Origin of the sequence: Aliiroseovarius halocynthiae, from assembly GCF_007004645.1 — a bacterium.
Classification (GTDB): domain Bacteria; phylum Pseudomonadota; class Alphaproteobacteria; order Rhodobacterales; family Rhodobacteraceae; genus Aliiroseovarius; species Aliiroseovarius halocynthiae.
In genome coordinates this window covers 145199-166905 of sequence record NZ_ML660021.1, presented here as the reverse complement: position 1 = coordinate 166905, position 21707 = coordinate 145199, and the positions used below count along the sequence as shown (strand labels likewise).

Annotated in this window: 18 protein-coding genes; 7 read left to right on the top strand and 11 right to left on the bottom strand. The window is 55.5% G+C overall.

All coding sequences use genetic code 11. From position 1 onward, the window contains the following. Positions 1-61 precede the first annotated feature (61 nt). The 8 genes from FIL88_RS11325 to FIL88_RS11290 all read right to left on the bottom strand — a co-directional run bounded on the left by FIL88_RS11325 (position 62) and on the right by FIL88_RS11290 (position 11586). Positions 62-1699: a phosphate ABC transporter substrate-binding/OmpA family protein gene (locus tag FIL88_RS11325; protein ID WP_142853982.1), complete on the bottom strand. Its 1638-nt coding sequence runs from the start codon at positions 1697-1699 to the stop codon at positions 62-64. Positions 1700-1795: 96 nt separating this feature from the next. Further along, complete coding sequence (locus tag FIL88_RS11320; protein ID WP_185960920.1) at positions 1796-3355, bottom strand: phosphate ABC transporter substrate-binding/OmpA family protein; 1560 nt, start codon at positions 3353-3355, stop codon at positions 1796-1798. Between the two features lie 451 nt (positions 3356-3806). Continuing rightward, a complete protein-coding gene (locus FIL88_RS11315) occupies positions 3807-4658 on the bottom strand; it encodes a type IV pili methyl-accepting chemotaxis transducer N-terminal domain-containing protein (protein WP_185960919.1) in 852 nt (283 codons plus the stop codon). 213 nt (positions 4659-4871) lie between these two features. After that, the gene (locus FIL88_RS11310; RefSeq protein WP_246066693.1) at positions 4872-5657 is read right to left on the bottom strand and encodes a PP2C family protein-serine/threonine phosphatase; all 786 of its coding nucleotides are present in this window, start codon (positions 5655-5657) and stop codon (positions 4872-4874) included. 12 nt (positions 5658-5669) lie between these two features. Continuing rightward, entirely contained in the window at positions 5670-6455 is a 786-nt protein-coding gene (locus FIL88_RS11305; protein ID WP_142853978.1) for an FHA domain-containing protein, read from the bottom strand. A gap of 523 nt (positions 6456-6978) precedes the next feature. Further along, positions 6979-7914 (bottom strand): LacI family DNA-binding transcriptional regulator, encoded by a 936-nt coding sequence (locus FIL88_RS11300; protein ID WP_246066692.1) that lies wholly within the window; start codon positions 7912-7914, stop codon positions 6979-6981. Between the two features lie 383 nt (positions 7915-8297). Then, the gene (locus tag FIL88_RS11295) at positions 8298-9224 is read right to left on the bottom strand and encodes a hypothetical protein (RefSeq protein ID WP_142853977.1); all 927 of its coding nucleotides are present in this window, start codon (positions 9222-9224) and stop codon (positions 8298-8300) included. Positions 9225-9234: 10 nt separating this feature from the next. Next, complete coding sequence (locus FIL88_RS11290; RefSeq protein ID WP_142853976.1) at positions 9235-11586, bottom strand: vWA domain-containing protein; 2352 nt, start codon at positions 11584-11586, stop codon at positions 9235-9237. A gap of 88 nt (positions 11587-11674) precedes the next feature. Here FIL88_RS11290 and FIL88_RS11285 point away from each other — a divergent pair, with 88 nt between their 5' ends. The 6 genes from FIL88_RS11285 (at position 11675) to FIL88_RS11260 (ending at position 18463) form a co-directional block, all read left to right on the top strand. Beyond that, entirely contained in the window at positions 11675-12418 is a 744-nt protein-coding gene (locus FIL88_RS11285; RefSeq protein WP_142853975.1) for a helix-turn-helix transcriptional regulator, read from the top strand. A gap of 191 nt (positions 12419-12609) precedes the next feature. Then, entirely contained in the window at positions 12610-13344 is a 735-nt protein-coding gene (locus FIL88_RS11280; protein WP_142853974.1) for a glycosyltransferase, read from the top strand. A 106-nt stretch (positions 13345-13450) separates the two neighbouring features. Then, entirely contained in the window at positions 13451-14683 is a 1233-nt protein-coding gene (locus FIL88_RS11275; protein ID WP_185960918.1) for an LssY C-terminal domain-containing protein, read from the top strand. Between the two features lie 381 nt (positions 14684-15064). After that, a complete protein-coding gene (locus tag FIL88_RS11270; RefSeq protein WP_221931145.1) occupies positions 15065-16180 on the top strand; it encodes a hypothetical protein in 1116 nt (371 codons plus the stop codon). A gap of 281 nt (positions 16181-16461) precedes the next feature. Further along, entirely contained in the window at positions 16462-17139 is a 678-nt protein-coding gene (locus FIL88_RS11265) for a response regulator transcription factor (RefSeq protein ID WP_142853971.1), read from the top strand. Then, positions 17120-18463, top strand: a complete 1344-nt coding sequence (locus FIL88_RS11260) for a sensor histidine kinase (RefSeq protein ID WP_142853970.1) — start codon at positions 17120-17122, stop codon at positions 18461-18463. Before FIL88_RS11265 ends, FIL88_RS11260 begins: the two co-directional genes overlap by 20 nt. A gap of 171 nt (positions 18464-18634) precedes the next feature. Here the strand turns inward: FIL88_RS11260 and FIL88_RS11255 are convergent, their stop codons facing one another. Then, positions 18635-19777 carry an alpha-D-ribose 1-methylphosphonate 5-triphosphate diphosphatase gene (locus FIL88_RS11255; protein ID WP_142853969.1) on the bottom strand — a complete coding sequence of 381 codons (1143 nt, stop codon included), beginning with the start codon at positions 19775-19777 and terminating at the stop codon, positions 18635-18637. A 49-nt stretch (positions 19778-19826) separates the two neighbouring features. Between FIL88_RS11255 and FIL88_RS11250 the strand changes: the two genes are divergently transcribed. Further along, positions 19827-20498 (top strand): DUF1045 domain-containing protein, encoded by a 672-nt coding sequence (locus FIL88_RS11250; protein ID WP_142853968.1) that lies wholly within the window; start codon positions 19827-19829, stop codon positions 20496-20498. On the opposite strand, the gene phnN is transcribed toward FIL88_RS11250, so the two are convergent. Both phnN and phnL read right to left on the bottom strand, forming a co-directional pair. Beyond that, positions 20480-21025, bottom strand: a complete 546-nt coding sequence (gene phnN, locus FIL88_RS11245; RefSeq protein ID WP_142853967.1) for a phosphonate metabolism protein/1,5-bisphosphokinase (PRPP-forming) PhnN — start codon at positions 21023-21025, stop codon at positions 20480-20482. The genes FIL88_RS11250 and phnN overlap by 19 nt on opposite strands. Then, complete coding sequence (phnL, locus tag FIL88_RS11240; protein ID WP_142853966.1) at positions 21022-21705, bottom strand: phosphonate C-P lyase system protein PhnL; 684 nt, start codon at positions 21703-21705, stop codon at positions 21022-21024. The genes phnN and phnL overlap by 4 nt, the downstream gene beginning before the upstream one ends. Positions 21706-21707: the final 2 nt, after the last annotated feature.

Below are 21707 nucleotides of genomic sequence, written 5' to 3'. Positions count from 1 at the left end.
CGCCTCGCCCGCGTCACTTACCAAAACTCTTGCTCACTCACACATACTGGTCGCGCAGAACTTACTTGCGCGCCCAATCCGCAGAAGCACCACCCAGGCTTCTGGTTTCCACCCACACCTCGACGCGACGGTTTTTTGCCCGCCCCGAAAAGGATGAATTGCAAGCCACGGGGGCCATCTCGCCATAGCCCCGCACCTCAATTTCCGTTTGCCCCAGATCGCCACCCAGCGCTGAGACAAGGCGTTGCTGAACCTTGCTGGCCCGCACGCTTGACAGATACCGGTTCTGCGAAAAACCGCCGCCCGCATCGGCAAACCCAGCCAACACTAGCCGCGCAGGCTTAACGTCACGCACATAGTTCACGATCCGCGCAATGTCACGCTGGGCCTTGTTGTCCAAGTTCGACGATCCCGGCGAAAAGCGGAAGGTCGTCGACAGGCGCGTGGTTGCAAGTTTATCCGCGACAAAACTGGCAACTTCTTTACCTGTTGCGGACGGATCCATCGACGCAACTGACTGCTTCAGATGAAACAGCTTCTCGGCATCGCGCTGTTCGATTACCGACAAGCTGACCATGCCTGATTTCGCAATCAGACCGTCAATCTTGGTGCTGTCCAAATAGTCGATAAAGGCCGCGCCCAGTTCGCTCACGTTTTGCGCGTTATAGGCGGTGACCCGGTTTTGCAGCTCGTATTCTTCGGTTTTCATGCCGAAACGGTTCGGCAGATGGGTAATACCACATTCGCTGAGAAGCGGCACCGCACGCGCGTCGCGGATGCTTGAAAACCGCAAAACACTGAACCCATAGGGATCGTCTTCAACGGTACGCGACAGTTCACGCACCGACCGCACGCTTTTGGCGCCTGCCTGCAAAGTCCGCTGCGTTGGCGTCAGCAGAAGCTCTTCCACGCGCTGCGACGCTCCCGTCGCTTCTGGCAGAGTATAGACGTTGATCTTGCGGTCTGGCCCGCCAAGCGCACTCCAATTGGTGATCTCGCCGGCCATGATCTGCGACACCTGCCCGACCGTCAGGCCGGGCAGCTTGTTCTTAGGGCTAACAACGGCCGTATAGCCGTCAACCGCCAGCACATGTGCCTGATCGATCGACCCAAGATCACCCAAACCATTACTGCGCGCGCGCGCAAGGTTCGCGTCCGAGATCGGCGTCTCGCTGATGATCACGTCGCTTTCGCCGGTGATCAGCAGCTCGGCCAGCGCATCGCCGCTGGCCTCTTGTACTTTCACATTGTTCACGGGAAGCGAATCTTCATCCGTGATCAGAATATCAAACGCATTCTCGCCCGCGTCCGCGGCGTTGGCGTCGAAACGGAAGCGATCCGGAAGGGGCAGACCCTTCAGATCAAACATTCCTGAATAAAGTTCCTGCTCTTCGGCAAACCCATCAACCACCAAGGGCATGATAATGTCCGCAACGCCCCCTGCCCCGGCCACAACCAGATCGGTTTCCGACGGCAAATCACGCGGGCACGCGGCCCCGGTGCAGGTGTACAGATTGGCGTCAAAGGTCAGGACGCCCACATTAGAGCGCACGGTAAACTTCCCACCACGCGCCGAGACCAGCTCGCCCACAACAGTGCGGGTGCCGTTTTTTTCAGTCAGTTCAACTTCTTGCCCCGCCGCGGTCGATCCCACGGTCAGCAGACATGCAAGAAGCGTATATTTTTGCCAGTTTTTCATGCTCGAAGAAACAATTCGCCTAGTATTTTAATAATGCATCTTTTTTAGATGCAGAGAGCAGCCAGCCGAGGTTTCCCCCGGCTGGCCAAACTTATCTTATTCGACAATCCATACTTCAACGCGACGGTTGATCGCACGTCCACGTGGGCTGTCGTTACAGGCAACAGGCTCTAGCTCGCCATATCCCGAGGACTTCAGGGTAATGCCGTCCAGCTCGCCGTTGGTGGCAACCTCTTTCAGGTGCTCCAAAGCAGCTTCCGCACGTTCCTGCGAGATTAGCAGGTTCGAGTCAAACGGGCCCTTGTTGTCGGTGAAACCCACGATGACAACTTCGCTCGGCTTCTTGTCGGCCAGATACTTGATCATACGCGCCAAGTCGCGTTCGGCTTTGTTGTCGAAGCGCTTCGAACCCGGTGCAAAGCGGAAGGTCGTCGACAGGCGCGAATGGGTGTTCATGTTCTTCAGCAGATCTTCAACCAGTTCTGCTTCGTACTCGTTCTCACCCTCTTCCAGCTCGGCCAACAGACGTTCAGCCGCACGTTCCTGGCTGTCCGACGTGATCGACAGGTCAATATAACCGGCTTTCGCGACCAGACCGTCCAGGCTTTCCGAGTCCATGAAGTCCACCAGCTCGCGGGCATAGCCGTCTACGTCCGAACGGTTATAGGCCACAACGCGTTCCTGCAGATAGTATTCCTCGGTCTTCAGATTGAAGGTGCTGGGGTCTTGGATAATCCCACACGTGGTGCGCAGCGGCACCGCACGCGACGACCGCTTGGCCGAGTAGTTCACGATGCCGAAACCGGCCACGTCTTCCATGATCGCGGTTGTCAGCTCGGTGCGGTTGTGCACGATGCTGGACTGGTCGGTCAGTGTCTTGTCCGACTTTTTGAACAGCAGCTTTTCGATGTGGTGGAACGCTTCGGTATCCGGGTCAAACGAATAAACGTGGATCGGCGCATCCGAACCGCCGACTTCCGACCAGTTGGTGACGTCGCCAGACATGATGTCACGTGCTTGCTTCACCGTCAGGTGCGAAATCTGGTTCAGTGGGTTCACGATCATCGCATAACCATCCACCGCGATAACGCGTTCCTGATCGAAGTCACGCAGGTTGCCGCCCTGCCCTTCCGACACGATTGCGCGGTCGGCTTTGCGGGCTGCGGATTGCGAGAAAATGATCGAGGCTTCGTTCTTCGCCAGACGTTCGAACAGGCGCGAACCTGCAGCGGTGTGGATCCCGAAGGTCGCAACATCTTCGCCTTCCAGATCGGTCAGCTGCAAAGCGAAGTCCAGCTCATGGCCGTATTTGTGGTCGCCCACGTCAGTGGATTCTGTATCTACCGGTTCGCCGTTTGAATCAAACAGCTGTGCTTCCGCTTCCAGTGCTTCGGCGGCATAACCTTCGGCCAGGATCGGAACCAGAACTTCTGCCAGTTCGTCCGGAGCCGTGATTTCCAAGCTATAGGTATAGTCTTTTGCTTGGGGGCAAGCGTCGCCTTCACAGGTGACCAGATCCTGATTGATGACGAACTCACCAATGTCAGTCTCGACCAGATATTTACCATCACTTGACGACAACAGGTTGCCGGTGACGTTGATGTTGCTGTCTTTACCGATCAGCCGCACCTCTTGCGCGAAGGCCGATGTGGCCATGCATCCAGCGAGAATTGTCGCGGATGCAAACAGATGAGAAGATCTGAAACCCAACATGTAAACTCCTTAATTACTACGTGCGTACGTTGTGTGTTGCCCTGATTTGGCTGCGCAAAAAGGGCGTGATTGTGACAGATCGTCGTCCAAACTTTGCTAGAAACCTTAACATTCCACCTAAAATAGCCTTCCGCCCATTGGCGGTTGAGCTTCTCGATTTCACCCGCTGATACTTCCCTAACGGCAAGTGTTAGATCAGCCAGGTTTCCGGTCGATTTCCACCAAGGTTTTCCGTATCCGATTCGTCTTTAGTCTTACTTAAGTTCGTCGAGTACATACAAAATTCAGACATTCTGCCCTGATGATGTTTACCTTGAAGGATAGTTGGTTTCAGCCGCCAAGCTCTCTCAAGCTCGACGTGAGGCATGTACATCTGCACACGCCCCGATTGTGGTTACGACGTTGCCTTGATTGCGTTTTCGTACTGAAGCGCGACGTCCTCGGCGGTCAGTTCGATGGCGTCCATCTCGGAGCAGAAAGTCACTATATCAGCGACGGCGGGGATGGCCTCGCTGTCCAGCTTTGTGACGGTTGGCTCGATCGCGACCCACTGCTCTTGCAGCTTGACCAGCGCACTCATGGCTTCACTGCTTGGCGGTTTAGCCATCGTGATCATGCCATTGCCGCCGTTAATCAAAGCGTCAATGATCTTGCCGAACTTGGTCGCGTTCTTCTTAAATTTCTTGTGGTGCTCATCAGCATCCTTACCCAAAGCGGTAAAGGCGATTTCTTTACAGATCTTCTGGGTGTACATCCGCTGGCGGCCAGCGAAATCAAGTGCCAAAGCCAAGGCCAGATCGATATCCACGTCACCATAGGCTTCTTCAAGCTTGCGGACCACTTCGTGGCAGGCATGCTCAAGCGCTTCATCATTGTCCAGGATCATATGCGAATGTGCGTCATCCACCGATCCTGCCTCGACGATCTCTTCAATGGCCACGCGATACGGCGCCCAAAGTTCTTCAACATGCTTCAGTGCGTTGTTGACTGAAACGAAACGTTCACGATCCACACCCGAGGTGCCTTTGCCTTCGCGGAAGCCCAGCAGGATGTTGTCGAACTCGTCATGCGCGTGCATCATCTCTTCCAGATTCCGCGCGACATTGGCGTCCATCTGGATCAGCAAAACAGACTTCGCGACTTTCTCGGTCAGAAAGCTCAGCTTATCTGCTGCCAAGATACGATGGGCCACCTGACCCGCCGCCATTGCCAGCGCGTAACTTCCACCTGGAATCAAGGCTGCCATGGCAGCGCCCGACGCGGTGGAGATGAAAAGTCTTCGATTTATCTTCATACTATTAACCCATTCTTTCTTCAGTCGTGGCACGCTGCGCCGGCGTTTGCGAAGCGGCCAATGTGAAAATTCAAAGCGGCCAACCTAGTGCTTGCGAACATCGTTTTATTGAAAACTCAGTCCACCATGGCGGCTCTATGTTCTCTTTCTTTCGTTACTCTTTTCCTAAGCGGTGCAAGGAATCGACGGCTTCACCACCACGACCGAGACATTGTCCTGATCGGGATGGTTCAGTGCGCGCACAGCGCTCATCAGTTCGTTTGCGACACTTTGTGCCGGTTCGGATTTATGACGCAGGACAATGGCCTCGATCTGATCGTCATCGAGGTATTGAAGCCCGTCACTTGCCACCACCAGCACATCATCTTGCAACAGCTCGAAGGGGGTTTCCGGGCAATCCACTTTCGGGATGGCCGCACCCATGATGACCGACCGCAATAGATTCCGATCCGGATGCGTTCTGGCATCATGACGCGAGATCTCGCCGCTTTCTGCCTGTGCATCAATGATCGGCGCCATCGAGTGATCATCATTCAGCTGATGAAGCTGATCATCCCGGACCAAATACAACGGCGAGTCCCCGATTGAAATCCAGAACAACCGACTGTCCAGCATCAGCGCACCCAGCATGGTCGATCCCATCTGGATGTCATCTTCATGGCTCTCGACATGATCCGATATACTGGCATTCGCCCGCATCGCCGCCATAGGCAGCGCATCGATCAGCGCGGTCTCGTCCTGCGGCGAGGTTTCAAGCAAATTGTCCAGCATCCCGCGCCATGACGACATTACCAAACCCGATGCAATGTCACCCGCATCATGCCCACCCATTCCATCGGCCACGATGGCATACCCGGCGCCGGCGGTCTCGACGTACCGCGCAGCAACCGAGTCTTCTTGCGCGTCCCGCTGACCCAGGTCGGCCAAAACCGCAATGTCAAAGTTGGGCATGTTCAACATCAATCACTCAGTCCGCCAGTCGAACGCCTCGTCGCAGAACGGCATGAACTGCATCGTGGTATCGCTGATGCGGATCGTATCGCCTGCCGACAGCGGAACGGTGCTTAGAACCGGGCTGCCATTCAGACGGACCAGATTGGCTTTGCCGCCATGGCCCAGATAGCATTTGCGCGTCTCAGCATCATAAGCGATTACCGCGTGGTTCTCGCGCGAAATGCCGTGATCCCCGAAATCCAACTGAATGGCTTGGTCGTCGTTGCGTCCCATCTGCATCAGCCCTTCCACCAAAGTGATGCTTGCACCACGGCCTGGTCCTTGGGTCACTACAAGCCATCCAACCGGGAAACTTGCTTGGCTCGAACTAGGTGCGGCCGCAGGTTCGCTTTCCAACAGCGACTGAACACCGTTGTCAGATCGCTCATACCCTAGGAAGGTTGTCTTGACGCGCGGCTTTCGGCGACGACGCGACATTGCGGCCTCGGGTACTTCTTCTACGGACGCAGGCTTTGCGTCGATAGCTTCAGCGGCTGGCGCGGTTTCTTCTTCCGGCTGCACATCAGCGGCAAATTCGGACGGCACATCGGCCTCTCTTTCTTCCTCGACCATATCGTCTGCGGCAAGCTCTAGAACTTTCTCAAACTCGACATCTGCCTGTTCGGCTTTGGCTGTCTCCCCAGACAGTACAGAACGTAGCGCGGCCAAGTTGGTAACAGGCGCTTCTTCTTGCGCATCCGCATAGTCTACGTCTTCATTCAAGATCCGCTGTAGCGGGCTTTTGTATTTGAACATCTTACTCTTCATCCACTTTTGTCGTGACCCACCCCGTCACGTCTGCAATCAGCATCAAGCATCTGATCAATGTCGCATTTGGCAGGTATTATGACGCTGCCACGACGCTCAATGATTTTTAGGAACATCGAATCTGGACAAAATTGAGGCTAATTTGAGCGAACAAGCGTAATCCAAGCAATATTGTCATGCCAACGCCAACCCAAGGTTGTATGCGCAACATCGCATCTATTTTACTTAGTTTTCTGATGGATTGTTAACCAAAACACTCGCCCTGCGCGCTTTGAACTCATGCTAGGGTGATTCTATCAGGTGCCCTTACGCAAACTCAGCCTGAACTTTCGATGATATTGCACGCGCCAGCAGCGCCCTCCACACGTGCTGCGTGTGCACCGAAATCCCTGAACACGCACTTGGCATGTTCTGACAGACCTATTGGCCCGCCAAGTCTAGCGCTCTACTGACATAAAACGCTCACCCAAAGGTGAATAACGGTCGTCGTTTGCGACGCGCCCAACCTACTCTAGGCGCTATCCCGTACAACCAGCTGGCCAGAAAGTTTTTGCAAACCTCGTAGCTTGGTCTCGCCTTTCAGGGTTTGCACCAACCCCTCTACCATTTCCGAGATCGGCTGGTGATAGGTCGTCAACTGATATTGCGGACTGGCGGCCTGTGGCGTGTCATCGAAACCAGTCAGAGTAACGTCCTCGGGAACCCGCAACCCCAAACCATGACGCAGCGCGTCATAAGCCCCCATTGCGATGGCATCATTCTCGCAAACCAAAATGTCCGGTCGATCATCTGGGCCAATCTTGGTGAAATGCTCGTTGATCAGCGCATAGGCCTTTTCGGGATCGTAACTGTTGGCCGATATAAAAGCAGGCTCGACCCCCTTGACCTGATGCCACCGTTCTAGGAACGCCTCTTTGCGCAGCAGATGTGCGGACCGCGTCTGAGGTCCCGCGACGAACAGCGGCCTCTTATATCCCTTGGCAATCACATGATCCGTCATTTCGGTCATTGCCAAATGATCGTCACAACGAATCGAGATCGTATTCGCGTTCTCGGACATCCGTGCAAAGACAATCAGCTTTCTCAAACGACGCGAGCCCAGCGCCGTCTTCAGCGCTTTGTCGTCACATCCACTGCCAATCAGCACAGCAACATCTAAGCGCCGTTGACTGGCATTCAGCAATGCGGCCGAAACATCTTCGCTGTTCAAAGTGTTCACAAGGAGAGTGTCCCAGCCATGCCTGCGCAAAATACGCGTCAGGCGTTCCAGCATCACCAACTTATGTGGATTGGCGAAATCATCGACCGAAAGCGCAACGAGGTTTGACCGATCAGACGCTAAACTGGCCGCCCGCATGATCTTGTCGCGCGCCTTATCGGAAATCGAGGCCTCTTTCTTGAACGCGCGATTGACGGTCCAACGCGACACACCGGCCAGATCGGCCACATCGTCCGCAGTTACAAGTATCAGGGGATTTGTCTTTCGCCATCGCCGGGCCTCCACCGCGACCCCAGCGCGGGTCTGGGAAAGTACCAGCCAGCACACTATGACGCGCACTCCGCAAAACCGCCATTCCATACCCCGCCAAGCCAGAAACCCTTGTCTGATCACAGCGACCAACCTTGAACCCGCACGATCTACTCCAAGTGCCCACGGCCCATTGATGATCTGCGCGACAACGCCTGCTCATGCGCCCCGACCAATCGTCAGGATCCGAGCCAAAGGCTCTTTTCTGACCGTCAGACCAACGTTCCATTCTTCGTTTCAGGTAACAGCAACAGCACCTGCGACAGCGCCAAGTCCATCGTCCATGCCGCCATTGTCACACCTTAGCTTCTGACGTACCGTCCGGTTATTGTGGCGGTGCAGGTTTCCGACCCTCCAGCAATGGCAGCCATGGCCGGAGCCAACTTAAGCAGCACCCGCGACCAGATGTTGATTTGCATGTCAGAGGAAGCAGACAGCGCCATGGTTACGCTAAGCGCCAAGCCAGACCCGGCGGCATCGACACCGGTTGAGAACGGCTCGGCGAAATATCCATTGCGCCCGACAGGGGTCCACACGAAACGGGCGTAATCGCTGTTGATATCCGCCGGGCGCCAGTGCGGGGCGCTAAAACGGATCTGTGTCACGCCGGAATGCACCACTTGCGACGCGGCCACCTCGGCGATACCGGGCGGGCAACCGACAGCGTTTGAGCTATCAATGTGGATTACCCACGTGCCGTCTTGCGGAACGTGGGCCTTAAGACCTGCTTGCGCATAGAAATCGGCCGGGCCTTCGAAGCCCTTCGACACCACCAATGCCTCGGCTTGGATGAATGTCAGATCGTCACCGGCGTCGGCTCCCTCATCCTCTGAGACGTCCAAGTCATGGCGCACATCCGTCCCTTCGTCTTCCGAGAACTCGAGATCCTCGCGCAAATCTGTGCCTTCGTGTTCCTCAAAGATCAGGCCATCATGTTTGTTCTCGATCACGCCGTCTCCCATGGGGGTCTGCGCAAGTTCGTAAATTTCCGGAGAAATGTACGAGGCAGACGTCGCGCCGCTTTTCGCGTCCTTTACAATCATGACTGGCTGACCAAAGGCATCCACCACGTCCTGCCCCCCAAGCAAGTCGGCAATCTGCGCTTCGGACAGCATATCGCCCGTAAAGCTCAACTCTCCATCTTGGTTGACGTATAGCGGCAGCTCTTCAGACTGCGCCAAGCCCGGGAGCACGAAAACGCATATAATACCGGTTCGAAACGTCTTCATATCCATCCCCTTAGTAATACCTGACAATCGCGCCACGGTTGCTTTTCATGTTGAGGATCTGTCCTGACCATTGGTTGGACGTCCCATCCCAGCCGCTGGGCCGCGAAAGCGACAGCGCAATGCTTACGCCGTTCACATCGAATGTCCCATCGATGTATCCGATTTTTGCGTCGTCTCCCCAATTCAGCGCAAGCTCGGCTTCGACAATCGGACTGTCGCTGATCCCCAACAGCACGGAATCCGAAAGCTTTAAAAGCGCCTTCACGTTGGCTGCACGTTCCTCGGGTTGCTCGAACTTCAGCAGGCCGATCTGCTGCCCCAGCGCCTTGTCCTCGATGGTCCAGCTGCGCCCCAAAGGAAGATCGCCCAATGCAGAAGGGAATACACCCAGCAGGCTGTCCCTAATCAGCGCATAATCTGCAAGATCGCGCACCACTTCGGTTTCATCTCGGCACAGCATCCCTTGTGGAACGTCCTCGCATGGGCCTGTTTGCGTATCCCACTGGCGCGGGTTCAAGGCAACCAACATGGCGCCGTTGCGAGCGCGTGCCATGTGTACGGTGGGGTACTCTGCTTGTGCACCGGCGGCAGTGACATAGTAAAACGGCTCTTCGCTGATCCAATCCAAAGGCAGCGCCCATTCCAAGCCAACGCGCTTGTCCAGCACACGACACGGGATATCGCCGTCACAAGCTTTCCAGACGGAAAACGGGATCTCTTGCCCGCCATTTTCGGCGGCCAGTTCCTCGGGACTCAACATCGCGCCGGTGTCTTCGAATTGGTCCTCGGCAGAAACCGTAGATTGCGGATCTTGGGGCAGGATGTCGACCACTTCAAGATGGTGCCTGCTGCCGTCTTCGCGGTAAAGCTCCAACCGATAGACGCCGCCCTCAAGCCCCGGCGGGACCAGAACAGATCCATCATCTGTAATCAAAGATGACTGTGTCTCTTGACCGTCCAGGCCGATGAACAGCACCTCGTCATTCGCCCAGAATGGGCCACTGACCAGCAACGCACCGCTCATACCGGCCCTTACGGGGTCCACAAGTTGTGCAATCGAAGGCTGAGACTGCGCACTCGACGCAGCATCCGCAGCGTCTTCGCTTGGCTGGAGATCGGCCCCCGTTTCAAACAGCTCCACCGAAATCCGTCCAAGGTTCTCACTCAAATCATAGGTGCCGTCTTGCAACACAAGGATTTCGTACTCACCTGCAGGCAGACCGTATTCCCACGGGAAGAAGTTATGCTCGGTCGTTTCGTCATCAAATCCGAAGCGATAGCTGTAGGTGATGTGTTGGTCAAACTCCGTCGCGCCACCAATGAAGAGCATCACATTATAGGTCGCATTCTGTTGCAATGTCGTCAAACTGCGTACCTGTACCGAAATCGTGCCATCTGTCAGGAACGGCCCTTCAGCTTGCAGTTCGAATAACCCGTTGTTTGCCTTGAAGGGAATGGCGATTTCTTCAGTGGCCTCGGACAGCGCGACCTTGATCTCGCCGTTGCCGCCGTCGCCATTAGCGGTGAACGCCCAGACACCGGCAGGAAGGTTGACATTCACGCCCGAGATCACCTGATCTGCACCGTCAAGCTTTGCCAGCTCGATCATTTCGCCAGTTTCTGCGTTCCGGGCGCCAAGTGTCACAGAGGCTGGCCGTACAGTGCCAGCAGCCATGGTAAGTGTGAGCCGAACAGGTAAAGTTCCCGTGGGCTCGTCTGGCGCACCTGAAACACTGCTCAGAGCGTCCGCCAAAGATTTGGCGTCGCGCGCATCGACGTAGCGCCCACCCGTCGCCTGCGCCAGACATTGAAGCTGCGCCTTCTCTGCCTGTTCGCGAATATCGAACCCGACGACATGAGCGGTGAAGTTAACGCCCAACTGCTCCAACTCGGCACCTACGGCACAAGGGTCCAGATTGCAGGTCTCTTTCCCATCCGTCAGCAAAACGACGGTCGCCGCGTTTTCTGTGTATTTCAGCTCTTCCGCCGCCATGCGCACGGCCTGCGTCAACGGCGTCTTGCCGCGCGGGGAAAGCCCCTGCACGATCCCGGCCAAGCCAGCGGTGGCGCCGGTGGACGGCGGGCTGAGCATTTCGATGTCCGAACAATCCCCTTTGCGACGATGGCCATAAGCGATCAAGCCAACCGACTGGCCCGAGCCCAGCCAATCCCCAGAGATGTCCGCGAAAACAGACCGTGCAATTTCGATCTTGGCTTGTCCGCCGACCTGTCCCCACATGGACCCGGACGCATCGAAAACCACCATCAGATCGTCCTGCGCCTGCACCGTCCCGGCAGACGCCACCAAAGCGCCGAGCATTGCCCCCGCGCCCCAGCGGCGCGCACTCGTCACAAATGCCATACCTATATGACTCCTCAAGAATTTTCCCGAAATGATCAGGATCACCGCCCCGATTGGCAATTTATCAAAATTGATATATCAAAAATGAATGAACCGAGATTTACTGGAAGCCGCCTATAAGCTTGAGATCACAGGGTCGCTGGACAAGCTGTGGCACATCATTGTTGACGCGATGTCCCGTCACGGCATCCAGCACGCCCTTTACATCATTCGCGATGACGGCCCTGTTCCCAACTGGTTTATCCTGTCCAACTTGCCCGAAGATTGGCCCAAGGATGAGGTTCAAAATCCCGCCTTTCGCGAACCCTTTGTGTCATATTGCTGTGCCACGTTTGAACCCACCAAGCTGGGCATCGAGTTTTTGGAACAACATCGGGATTTCATCGATGACTATACCCGCACCTATGTTGCCGAGATGGCACGATATAACTGGACCATCGGGCTGGGCATACCGTGCTGTCTGGTAGGGTCAGGACAGCATGGCGGTTTTTTGTTTGGCAATGACATGAAACGGCATGATTTCGAGCGCAGCGTGATGCCGCTTGCGGACCAGTTGCAAGCCTTCTGCCAGATTGCCCATCGCAAGATCGAAAGTCTGCGTCGTGCCGACGCATGGAAAGCACCCCGTCGACGACTAAGTGCGCGCGAGTACCAGGTGCTTGAATTGATCGCCAAAGGGCTGCGCCCCAAGGCGATCGCGGGCCAACTTGGCCTAAGCGAAGCAAGCATCCGATTATACGTCAAAAATGCCCGGTTAAAGCTAGGTGCCGCCACGAAGGAGGAAGCGTTGATCCGCTTCATGAAGTTGCAGCCGCGGGTTGATCAGGACTGATAGCACTGGACCTCGCCTCAGTCTGCAAAACAAGAAAAATGATCACCACTATACTCGGCTATCAACCCCCTCTGTCAGGGAAATCATACAAAACTGTAATACAGAGGTAATGCAGTTTTGAGGTTGATCTCATTTGTTGGTTCTTGACTGGAGAGACCGTTGGGTTCTCTCGAAACGCACAGGAAACCATCATGACGGAACCAGCCCTTTCTATCATCATCATTACGTTGAACGAGCAACAGCGTTTGCCGTTTCTACTGGAGGATCTTGCTGCTCAATCTTGGGTGAATTTCGAAGTCATCCATGTGGATAGCAACAGTGACGACGAGACCCTTGCACGATCCCGAGAAGCTTCAGCCTTCTTCGCTAACTATCGGATTGTCGAAATGAAGAAGCGGGGCGTCAGCCTAGGGCGCAATGTGGGAGCCAACCTTGCACGAGGCAAACGACTGCTTTTCTTGGATGCCGACACGCGCCTCTCGCCCGAGTTCCTTGAACGGGCCGTCCAAAGTCTGGATCAGAGTGCTGCCGAAGTTGGCGTGGTCTGCATGTCAGCAGAAGGTTTGGGTTTGCATTATCGGATCGGCTTCGCATTATTCAATGCAGGGATACGCGCAACTTCGCGCTTCTTTCCAACTGCGATTGGCGCTTGCCTGTTTTCCACGCCAAGTATGCACCGACAGATCGGAGGCTTTGACGAGCAGTTGAATCTTTGTGAGGACTGCAACTACGTGCTTAAAGCGCACCACATCGAGAAGCGAAAAGTCGCGGTTCTGGAGCCAAAATTCCGTTTTGATCCTCGCCGGTTACAGCAGGATGGCTTCTTTACCACCGGGTTGGTATATTTGCGGGCAAACGTGCGGCGGTTTTTCGTCGGTGAGTTGCGCAATCAGGAAATTCCCTACGCTTTTGGGCATTACCGCTGAGAATTGAACAATGGGCGAGCTTCTAGGCTTTGCAACCAGTTTTCCTGGCTATCTTCTGCTTGGGGTTGTGGCATTTTGCGACACACTGATCGGAGTAGGCTTTTTCGTGTTTGGCGAGGCAGCATTCCTGACAGCGGGTGCAGTTTGGGCGGCAAATGGACAGATCTGGCCCGCGTTCATTGTGCTGTTCTGCGCATGGGCTGGTGACATTTCCAGCTATGCGATCGGAAGGCATTATGGGGCGCGTCTTTCCTTGCGCTATCTGAACCGGCTCAAACGTCGTCGTGCCTGGCGTCGCGCCAAAGACGCGCTGAAGCGGCGTGGAGCAGCGTTTGTAATCTTATCCAGATTGCTTGGGCCGACCGCATGGGTGACGCCATTCCTCGCTGGCTCCATGTCTATGAAGGCCTCGCACTTTGCACCCGCCGCCGCAATCGGTGTGCTGATAGGCGTTGGGCAGTTTATCCTTCTTGGGGCGGTGGGTCTTCAGGGCTTTTCCCAAATTGCACCATTCGTGACCGATCATATTGGAACCATAGTGCTTCTAATTCTGTTGCTGGGCAGCAGCGTCTATGTTTGGCGGCGCAGTGAAGCCGGCTATTTCATGCGTGCACTCAAGGCGGCTGGAGCGGCGATCGCATTGTTTCTGGCTAGCAATGTGGCCTACTTCTTTGTGCTTAATACCCACGGCAGAGCGATCCACCCGGCCCCGGTGATCCGGTCGGTCTGTGACATTCCCAATCACCCCCTGCTTGTGCACCCCGGTGAAACCAGTTTGCATTTACCCCAGCCTGTTAATGTGATTCTGATTTCCAAGGCCTCCGGAGCCGAGTTGATGGACGATCTCGGCTGGCACCAAAATCTCACATTTTCAAGAAGTAGAATTACAATCGTTAGCTTCGTCAGGTTGCTCGCCCATAAAACTCCACCCGTGTCCGAACTGCTTCTATCCGGTCAGCCAGCCAACAGCGCCTTCCAGATGCCCGGAACGCTCAAGACACGTGAGCACATCCGGTGGTGGGATTTTGGTAACGATGTTTCATTTGGCGCAATCAGCCGGGATGACGAACTCGCTATCAAGTATTATCGCCAGCTGCCCGTGCTTTTGCATGACATCGATCCGCGTGTGGATCTGTCGCGGGATTTGCTGGCGCCGCAGATCGAAAACAGCAACCGGTTCGAAGTTGTTGGATACGCTGGGTTGGGCGATGCTGTTTCTGACGGTGTGCTCGCTGACTTTCAGACAGATGGGCGCATCCTGATAGTGGCTGACCGTTGGGCTACCATTTCGCCTGAAGCGATTGAATGTCTGAACATCACGCCTGCCACCGCCTCCTGAATGCAAGCTTACAAAAATGTAAGCCAGACCACAGGAAGATGTGAGAATTGGTCCCGATATAGTGCTCATCACCACTCAGGAGCCGCGGGTATCTTCCATGCAAGTCAAGTTCTTACTTACCAACGCGGGCTTTTCGCCACTGCATCTCGCACGGGTCGTCCCCTTGCCCCCAGATGCGGGCGTTCTGTCCGCACCGCTTGGCGCGTCCCAGACTGGCGATGGGGCTGTGCATGCGTGACGTGCGACACCACACCTCTTCGTTATGTCTCTGGGACTAAGACCTGCGGCTCCATCCCCCAATAACCACCCCCCCGAAAGGACACAGCAGTGATAAACATTTCTCAAACTCCAGCTCGCACAACCGCTATTGCACTTACGGTAATGCTTACCAGCACGTCAGCGGTATGGGCGCAATCAAGCGAATGGCGCAACATCATTCCTACAAACGCACCGGGTTGCGCTGACGGATCGGACTATTCGTTCTGGGCTCGCGCAGCCAACCCCAGCAAACTTGCTGTGATCTTTCCCGGTGGCGGCGCGTGTTGGAGCGGAGGTAGTTGTGACCAAGAAAACGAATATTCCAACTATGAAGCGAACTCCACTTTGGAGGGGGATCCTACTGAAGATGGCGGCATTTTTGACCTGAACAACCCGCAAAACCCGCTGTCAGACTATAGTTTCATTGTCCTGCCAACATGTAATGGTGATGTTTCCTTGGGTGACAACACCATTACATACCAGACCCAAGTCGAAGACGGTTCTTCCAAAGAATACCAGGTTCTGCACAAGGGCTTTGGGAACGCGATGGCGGGAATTGAATGGGCACAAAGCACATTCCCAGATGCCAAGGATATCACAATTATGGGATGGAGTGCTGGAGCTATTCCTTCGCCGCTCTATACACACATTATTGCCCAACGATATGAGAACGCCAAAGTATCTCACGTTGCCGACGGTGCCGGCGGGTACAGGGTTGACGACGAGCTTGATCTAGCCTTCGAAAACTGGGGAACCAGAAACGTGTTCAAGCAGGTAAAAGGCTTCGAAAGCCTGGCGGATGGGAAACTGTCATTTGAAGATATCTATGTTCGAGCAGCACAACTCAATCCTGACATCAACTTCCACCAACTCAACATCGCACATGACTATACCCAAGCATATTTCCTACAGGCTTTGGGAGTAGATGAACCGAATGTGTTTGCACGGATCAAAACGGCTCAGACATACATTAACGACAACGTCAGCAACTTCCGCACATACACCGCAGGCGGTGAGGCCGAGAACATTATCGGAGGGTTCTACGACGGCATCCTGAATCACTCGCTGCAAAACAATGGTAAGCCATATGTGCTGGATCGCCTGTACACCTACCAGTCAGATGGCACACCAGTTCTTGAATGGATCAATTCCGTCGTCGCACATGAAAACGTAAAGAATGTGCTTTGCGAAAACTGTGGTGAGCCGAGCTATACCGTAACGTTCGAAGACGAAGACTGAGGTCAGAAATGAAAAAAGCCGCGCCAAATGCTCGCAAAAAGGCTGGGAGATCACCTTTTTTGCGGCGCTTGGCGCGGCATTCAAATCAATAGTATCGTCTCGGGCATAAGCGATACTTCTAACGCAGTGTGATTTTCGTGTGCAAAACACCAGCATGCAGAAACATGTTCACAACGGGCATACTGGCTTTCAGACATATGGATTGACCAAACTGCTTAAGATCGGCAAACCAGTTCGAAATGCCACCCAGCAGCTGGTAACCAGGCAGGAAGGGCAAACAAATGCGCTTGTTGGTTCTTGAAGATGATACAACGCTCGGTCCTTGGATCGAACAGGGGCTAAACGAAGCAGGCCACGTGGTAGACCTTTTTGCTGATGGCAAGGATGCACTGATCGCCGCGACCACCCAGCCCTATGACGCACTGATCCTTGACCGTATGGTTCCCGGCCTCGATGGCCTGTCGGTACTGAAAGCCCTACGGCAGGCCAAGGTGACAGCCCCAGCGATTTTTCTAACAGCACTGGGGGAGATCGAAAACCGCGTTGAAGGGCTTCAGGCTGGCGGAGACGACTATCTGGTAAAGCCCTTTGCTTTTAGTGAACTCAGTGCGCGGATTGAAGCAGTCACCAGACGCCGCAGCAGTTCAGAAAAGGAAAGTGCACTTCTGGAAGCCGGGGATATTACAATTGACCTTCACAAACGCATCTGCACGCGCCAGGGGCAAGCCGTTGACTTGAATCCCAAAGAGTTTCTGTTGCTGGAAGTGTTCGTCCGTTCGAAAGGCCGGGTGCAGACTCGTACGATGCTGTTAGAGCGCGTTTGGAGTATGAATTTCGACCCAACAAGCAGCGTTGTTGAGACCCATATCAGCCGTCTGCGCGCAAAGATCGAAAAGCCCTTTGGGGATACCGTTATTCGCACCATCCGAGGCTCGGGCTATGTTTTTGAGTCAGCGTAAGGGCTTCCTTCGGCAATCCGCTATCCGTCAGGCGCTTGGCCTTCTGGCTGTATTCGCGTTAATTTCCACGGTCACATGGGCGGCGACCTATTTTCTGGTGATGCGCGAAATCTACCGCATGGTGGATGCTAGGCTTGCCGCCCAGATGACCGCAACCATTGAGACTCTGGAAAGCAATAGCACTCTGCCCTCTCCGGGAATTGGCCAGTCCATCGCAGTTATGATCGATAGCCAGATAAGATACGGAAGTCTCCCTTTCGACATCGATGTGAAGGCCCGGCCAGATGGCTTCTTCGAGCGCCATGCGGGTAGCCCGTTCGCGCCTGACTATCGACACCTTCTACAAACAACGGACCATGGTCGCATCATAATTTCTGAGAATGTCGAGCGACAGGACGAGCTGCTAGATGTATTGCTGGCTGGCTTGCAGGTTGCACTGCTGGGCTCGCTCATCGCAGCGCTCTTGACAGGACTTCTTATCGGGCGACGCAATCAATTACGACTTGATGCGATCAGTGATGGATTGGCCGAAGTTGCGCGTGGAAATCTAGGCGCCCGCATCAATCTTCCTGATCAGCAAGATGACCTCAGCCTGCTGGCAAATCGGATTGACATTACGTCCCAACGGCTGGAACGAACAATCGAACAGATACGCGTGCAATCCTCAAATATTGCCCACGATCTACGTACTCCTCTTGCGCGATTGAGAGCGTTGATCGAAACTCAATATATCGCCCTGACCGAAAAGAATGATGTTGTCAGTCCCAATGCAATTGAAGCTGCTTTGGAACAGATCGACCGCATTGTCGGGACCTTTGATGCTTTGCTACGTATTTCTCGGATCGAAAGCGGTACGAGACGAGAGGCGTTTGCAGATCTGGACCTCGCCAAAGTGATCCAGTCTGTCGAGGAAACCTTTGGTCCGGTCGTTGAGGACGCTGGGAATAAACTATCTGTGTCAGTATCCGAACCTGCCCAGATATCCGGCGACCGGGATTTGCTTTTGCAACTGTTTGCGAACTTGCTCCAGAATGCACTGCGATACGGGCCCGAAGGCCAGACCATAACGCTCGCCATTCTTGGAAATGAAGTATCGGTCTCGGATCAGGGGCCGGGTATTCCAGTTGCCGAACAAGAGAAGGTGCTTGAGCCTTTATATCAACTTCACGACAGCCGGCAGGGTGAAGGTTTCGGACTGGGCCTGTCGCTTGTGCGCGCCATTAGCGAGCTTCACGGCGCAGTGCTGACATTGTCGGAAGGTCCAGATCAGAAGGGGTTGAAAGTCACTCTGAGCTTCCCGGACACATCAGAGTTTCAGCCGTGAAAATACGGTGTTTTTAGGTTCAGTTCCTATCATCACGTCAATGGCAATGAAAACGCACAGGTGGCCTGATTTTGCGCCCAGAACGTATCGAAATCGTAAGATCCCGCTACGCCGGATAAGCAAACTCACCCTATCGGCGGCGGGGTCATCCACCCCCACCGCTAACAGTCGTTAGCCGACCTTATTGCCCTGACTCCAGACACCACGCAGCAACGGCGTGTCTCCGCATAGTCGCACGCGCAGGACATCGCCGCGATACCCGGCTTGCAGAACGCCGCGATCAGTCAGATCCGTCGCCTGCGCGGGATTGCGCGTGACGGTCGCGATGGCGCGGGGCAAGTCGTCCCAGAGACGCGCCAGATAGAAGGCCGACATCAGAAGCGAGGACGGCACATAGTCCGACGACACGATGTCCAGCAGGTTTGCCTCGGCCAGCTCTTTCGCGGCAACATTGCCGGAGTGCGAACCGCCCCGGATCAGGTTCGGGCCGCCCATCATCACTGCGATGCCATGGGCGTGGCAGGCCTCGGCCGCTTCAAGCGTGGTGGGGAATTCGGCAAAGCCCACGCCGTTCGCCGCAGATTTCACCACGTGATCGGCGGTTGTGTCATCATGGCTGGCCAGCACTGCGCCAAGGCGTTTTGCTTCGACCACGGCGCCCTCTTCGTGTTTGACACCAAAACGGCTTTGCAGGTCTTTTAGGTTTTCGACATGATCAATGAACTCGGCATCGCTCATGCCACGTTTCTTCGCTACATAGGCTTTCAGCGCACCAAGGTCGCGGAACTGGCGTTGGCCCGGCGTGTGGTCCATCAGGCTGACGATTCCGATTCTGTCTTCGGGCCCGAAATTGGCCAGCTCTTCCAACAGCGTTTCCGAGCAGATCTCGGCGCGTAGATGGAGGAAGTGGCTGATCTTGAACAAGCCTTTGGCGCGGGCTTCCAGAAGCTCATTGGCCAGTTGGCGGGCATAATCGATATAGCGCCCTTTGCCGCTATGAATTGAACCCACACGCATCGCATCGAAAACCGTTGTGATACCGGTGGATGCAAGCTCGGCATCATGGGCAACAAGCGCCGGGAAATGGGGCCAATCGACCTCGGGGCGGGGCTCCATATGGCGTTCAACATTGTCGGTGTGCAACTCGATCAGACCGGGCAATACAAAATCGCCAGCGCAATCCACAGCACCGACTGGCACGTCACCGCCTTCGGCAATTTCAGTGATTACACCCTGTTCGATGGTGACGGCCCCGGTGACCACCTGATCGGTTAGCACCAGTTGTGCATTGGCAAGGCAAAGGTCACCTGACATATGAATGTCACATGCGTCTGTAAAAGAGGCCGCAGAGAAAGGGGAATTCATGTCATACTCTCGCTTTGCTATTTATTTCGTTCCGCCCGATGGGCCGCTGGCGACGTTCGGCGCGACCTGGTTGGGTTGGGATGTGATCTTGGGATGCGACGTGGCCCAGCCCGATGTGCCCGGTTTGCATGACATAACCATGACACCCCAGAAATATGGTTTCCACGGCACCCTGAAACCGCCGTTTCGGCTGGCCGAAGGTGCCTCGGTCGAGGGGCTGATACAGGCGACCGCAAATCTGTCGGCCACGCTGCGCCCGGCCCATTGTGATGGGTTGGAACTGACGACGATTGGCCGCTTTCTGGCGTTGACGCCACGCGGTGATCTGGCCGGGCTGCGGGATGTTGCAGCAGGCTGTGTCCGCGCGCTGGACCCGTTTCGCGCCCCTGCCCCAGCGGGCGAGCTGGCACGTCGCCGCGCGGCTGGCCTTACATCGGCGCAAGAGGCCTATCTGCTGCAATGGGGCTATCCCTATGTAATGGACGAGTTCAAGTTTCACCTGACCCTGACTGGCAAACTGCCCGAGGACAGCATAGCCCACTGGTCCGACGCGGTGCGCCAGCATCTGCCCGCATTGCCCACACCCTTCGCCATCGACCAGATTGCCCTGTGCGGTGAGCGGGAAGATGGGCGGTTCGAGCTTCTGCATCGTTACACGCTTTCCGGCTGAAGCAACGCCACGCCGCGCGCGATCGTGTCGTGCAGCGCGCCATCATTGGACAAATGGATGACGTCTAGCCCCGATGGTAAAGGCTTATCCGCCTGTGCTAACCTCTTGGCGATCTCGTCTTGTGTCTCGCGTCCGCGTGCTGCCAGACGTATCGCCAAGGTTTCGGGCTTTGCGGTGATGTTCAGCACCAGGAAGCGCGGAAAGATCTGCGCAGCCTCGCCCAATGCCTTGCGCGAGAAATTGGCAAGGCAATCCGTACCTGCCGCAAGCTGATCAGTGATCGCGTGGGGGATCCCATAGAACAACCCATGCGCGCCCCAATGCACCGCAAATGCGTCGCGCCCGACCATCGCATCGAATGTGGGGACGGACACGGCATCATAATCCTCGCCCCCCAGTTCCGGCGCGCGGGTTATTACGCGCCGCACCAGATGCATGGCGGGCATGGCGGCGTGCAGCCCAGCCATCACGCTGTCCTTCCCAACGCCGGACGGGCCAACAACTGCGATAAGGCGGCCCTGACTCATGCGGCTAGGCCCCGCGTGAAACGGCTGACATCGATCTCGCGGTCGCAGACGCGATCGCGGGCGGCTTCGTCATGGAAGATACCGATGATGGCAGCCCCGCGCGCTTTCGCATCTTCGATCAAGGACAATACAACCTCGCGGTTGGCGGCATCCAGACTGGCAGTGGGCTCATCCAAAAGCATCGCGGGATAGGTATGGGCAAAGCCGCGCGCAATGTTCACACGCTGTTGCTCCCCGCCCGAGAAGGTCGTGGGCGACAAAGACCACAACCGTTCGGGGATATTAAGCTGAGACAACAGTTCCTTGGCGCGGACCTGCGCGTCTTCGGCTGAGACCCCAACGGCGCGCAATGGCTCGGCCACCACGTCAAGAGTCGGCACACGCGGCACCACACGCAAAAACTGGCTGACATAGCCCAGAACGTCGCGTCGCAGGGCGATCACCTCGCGCGGCTGGGCCTGCACCAGATCCACATCACCAATCCGAATTTCGCCGGACTGGGTCAGATAGTTGCCATAGATCATCCGCATCAGAGTGGATTTCCCGGCACCCGAATTCCCGGTCAGTGCAATGCATTCACCTGAGGCAACGGCAAAACTGACATCGTTGATCACTTCGATCACCGCGCTGCCTTGATTGTGCAGCGTAAAGGTTTTTGAGACGTCTTTAAGTTCAATCATGG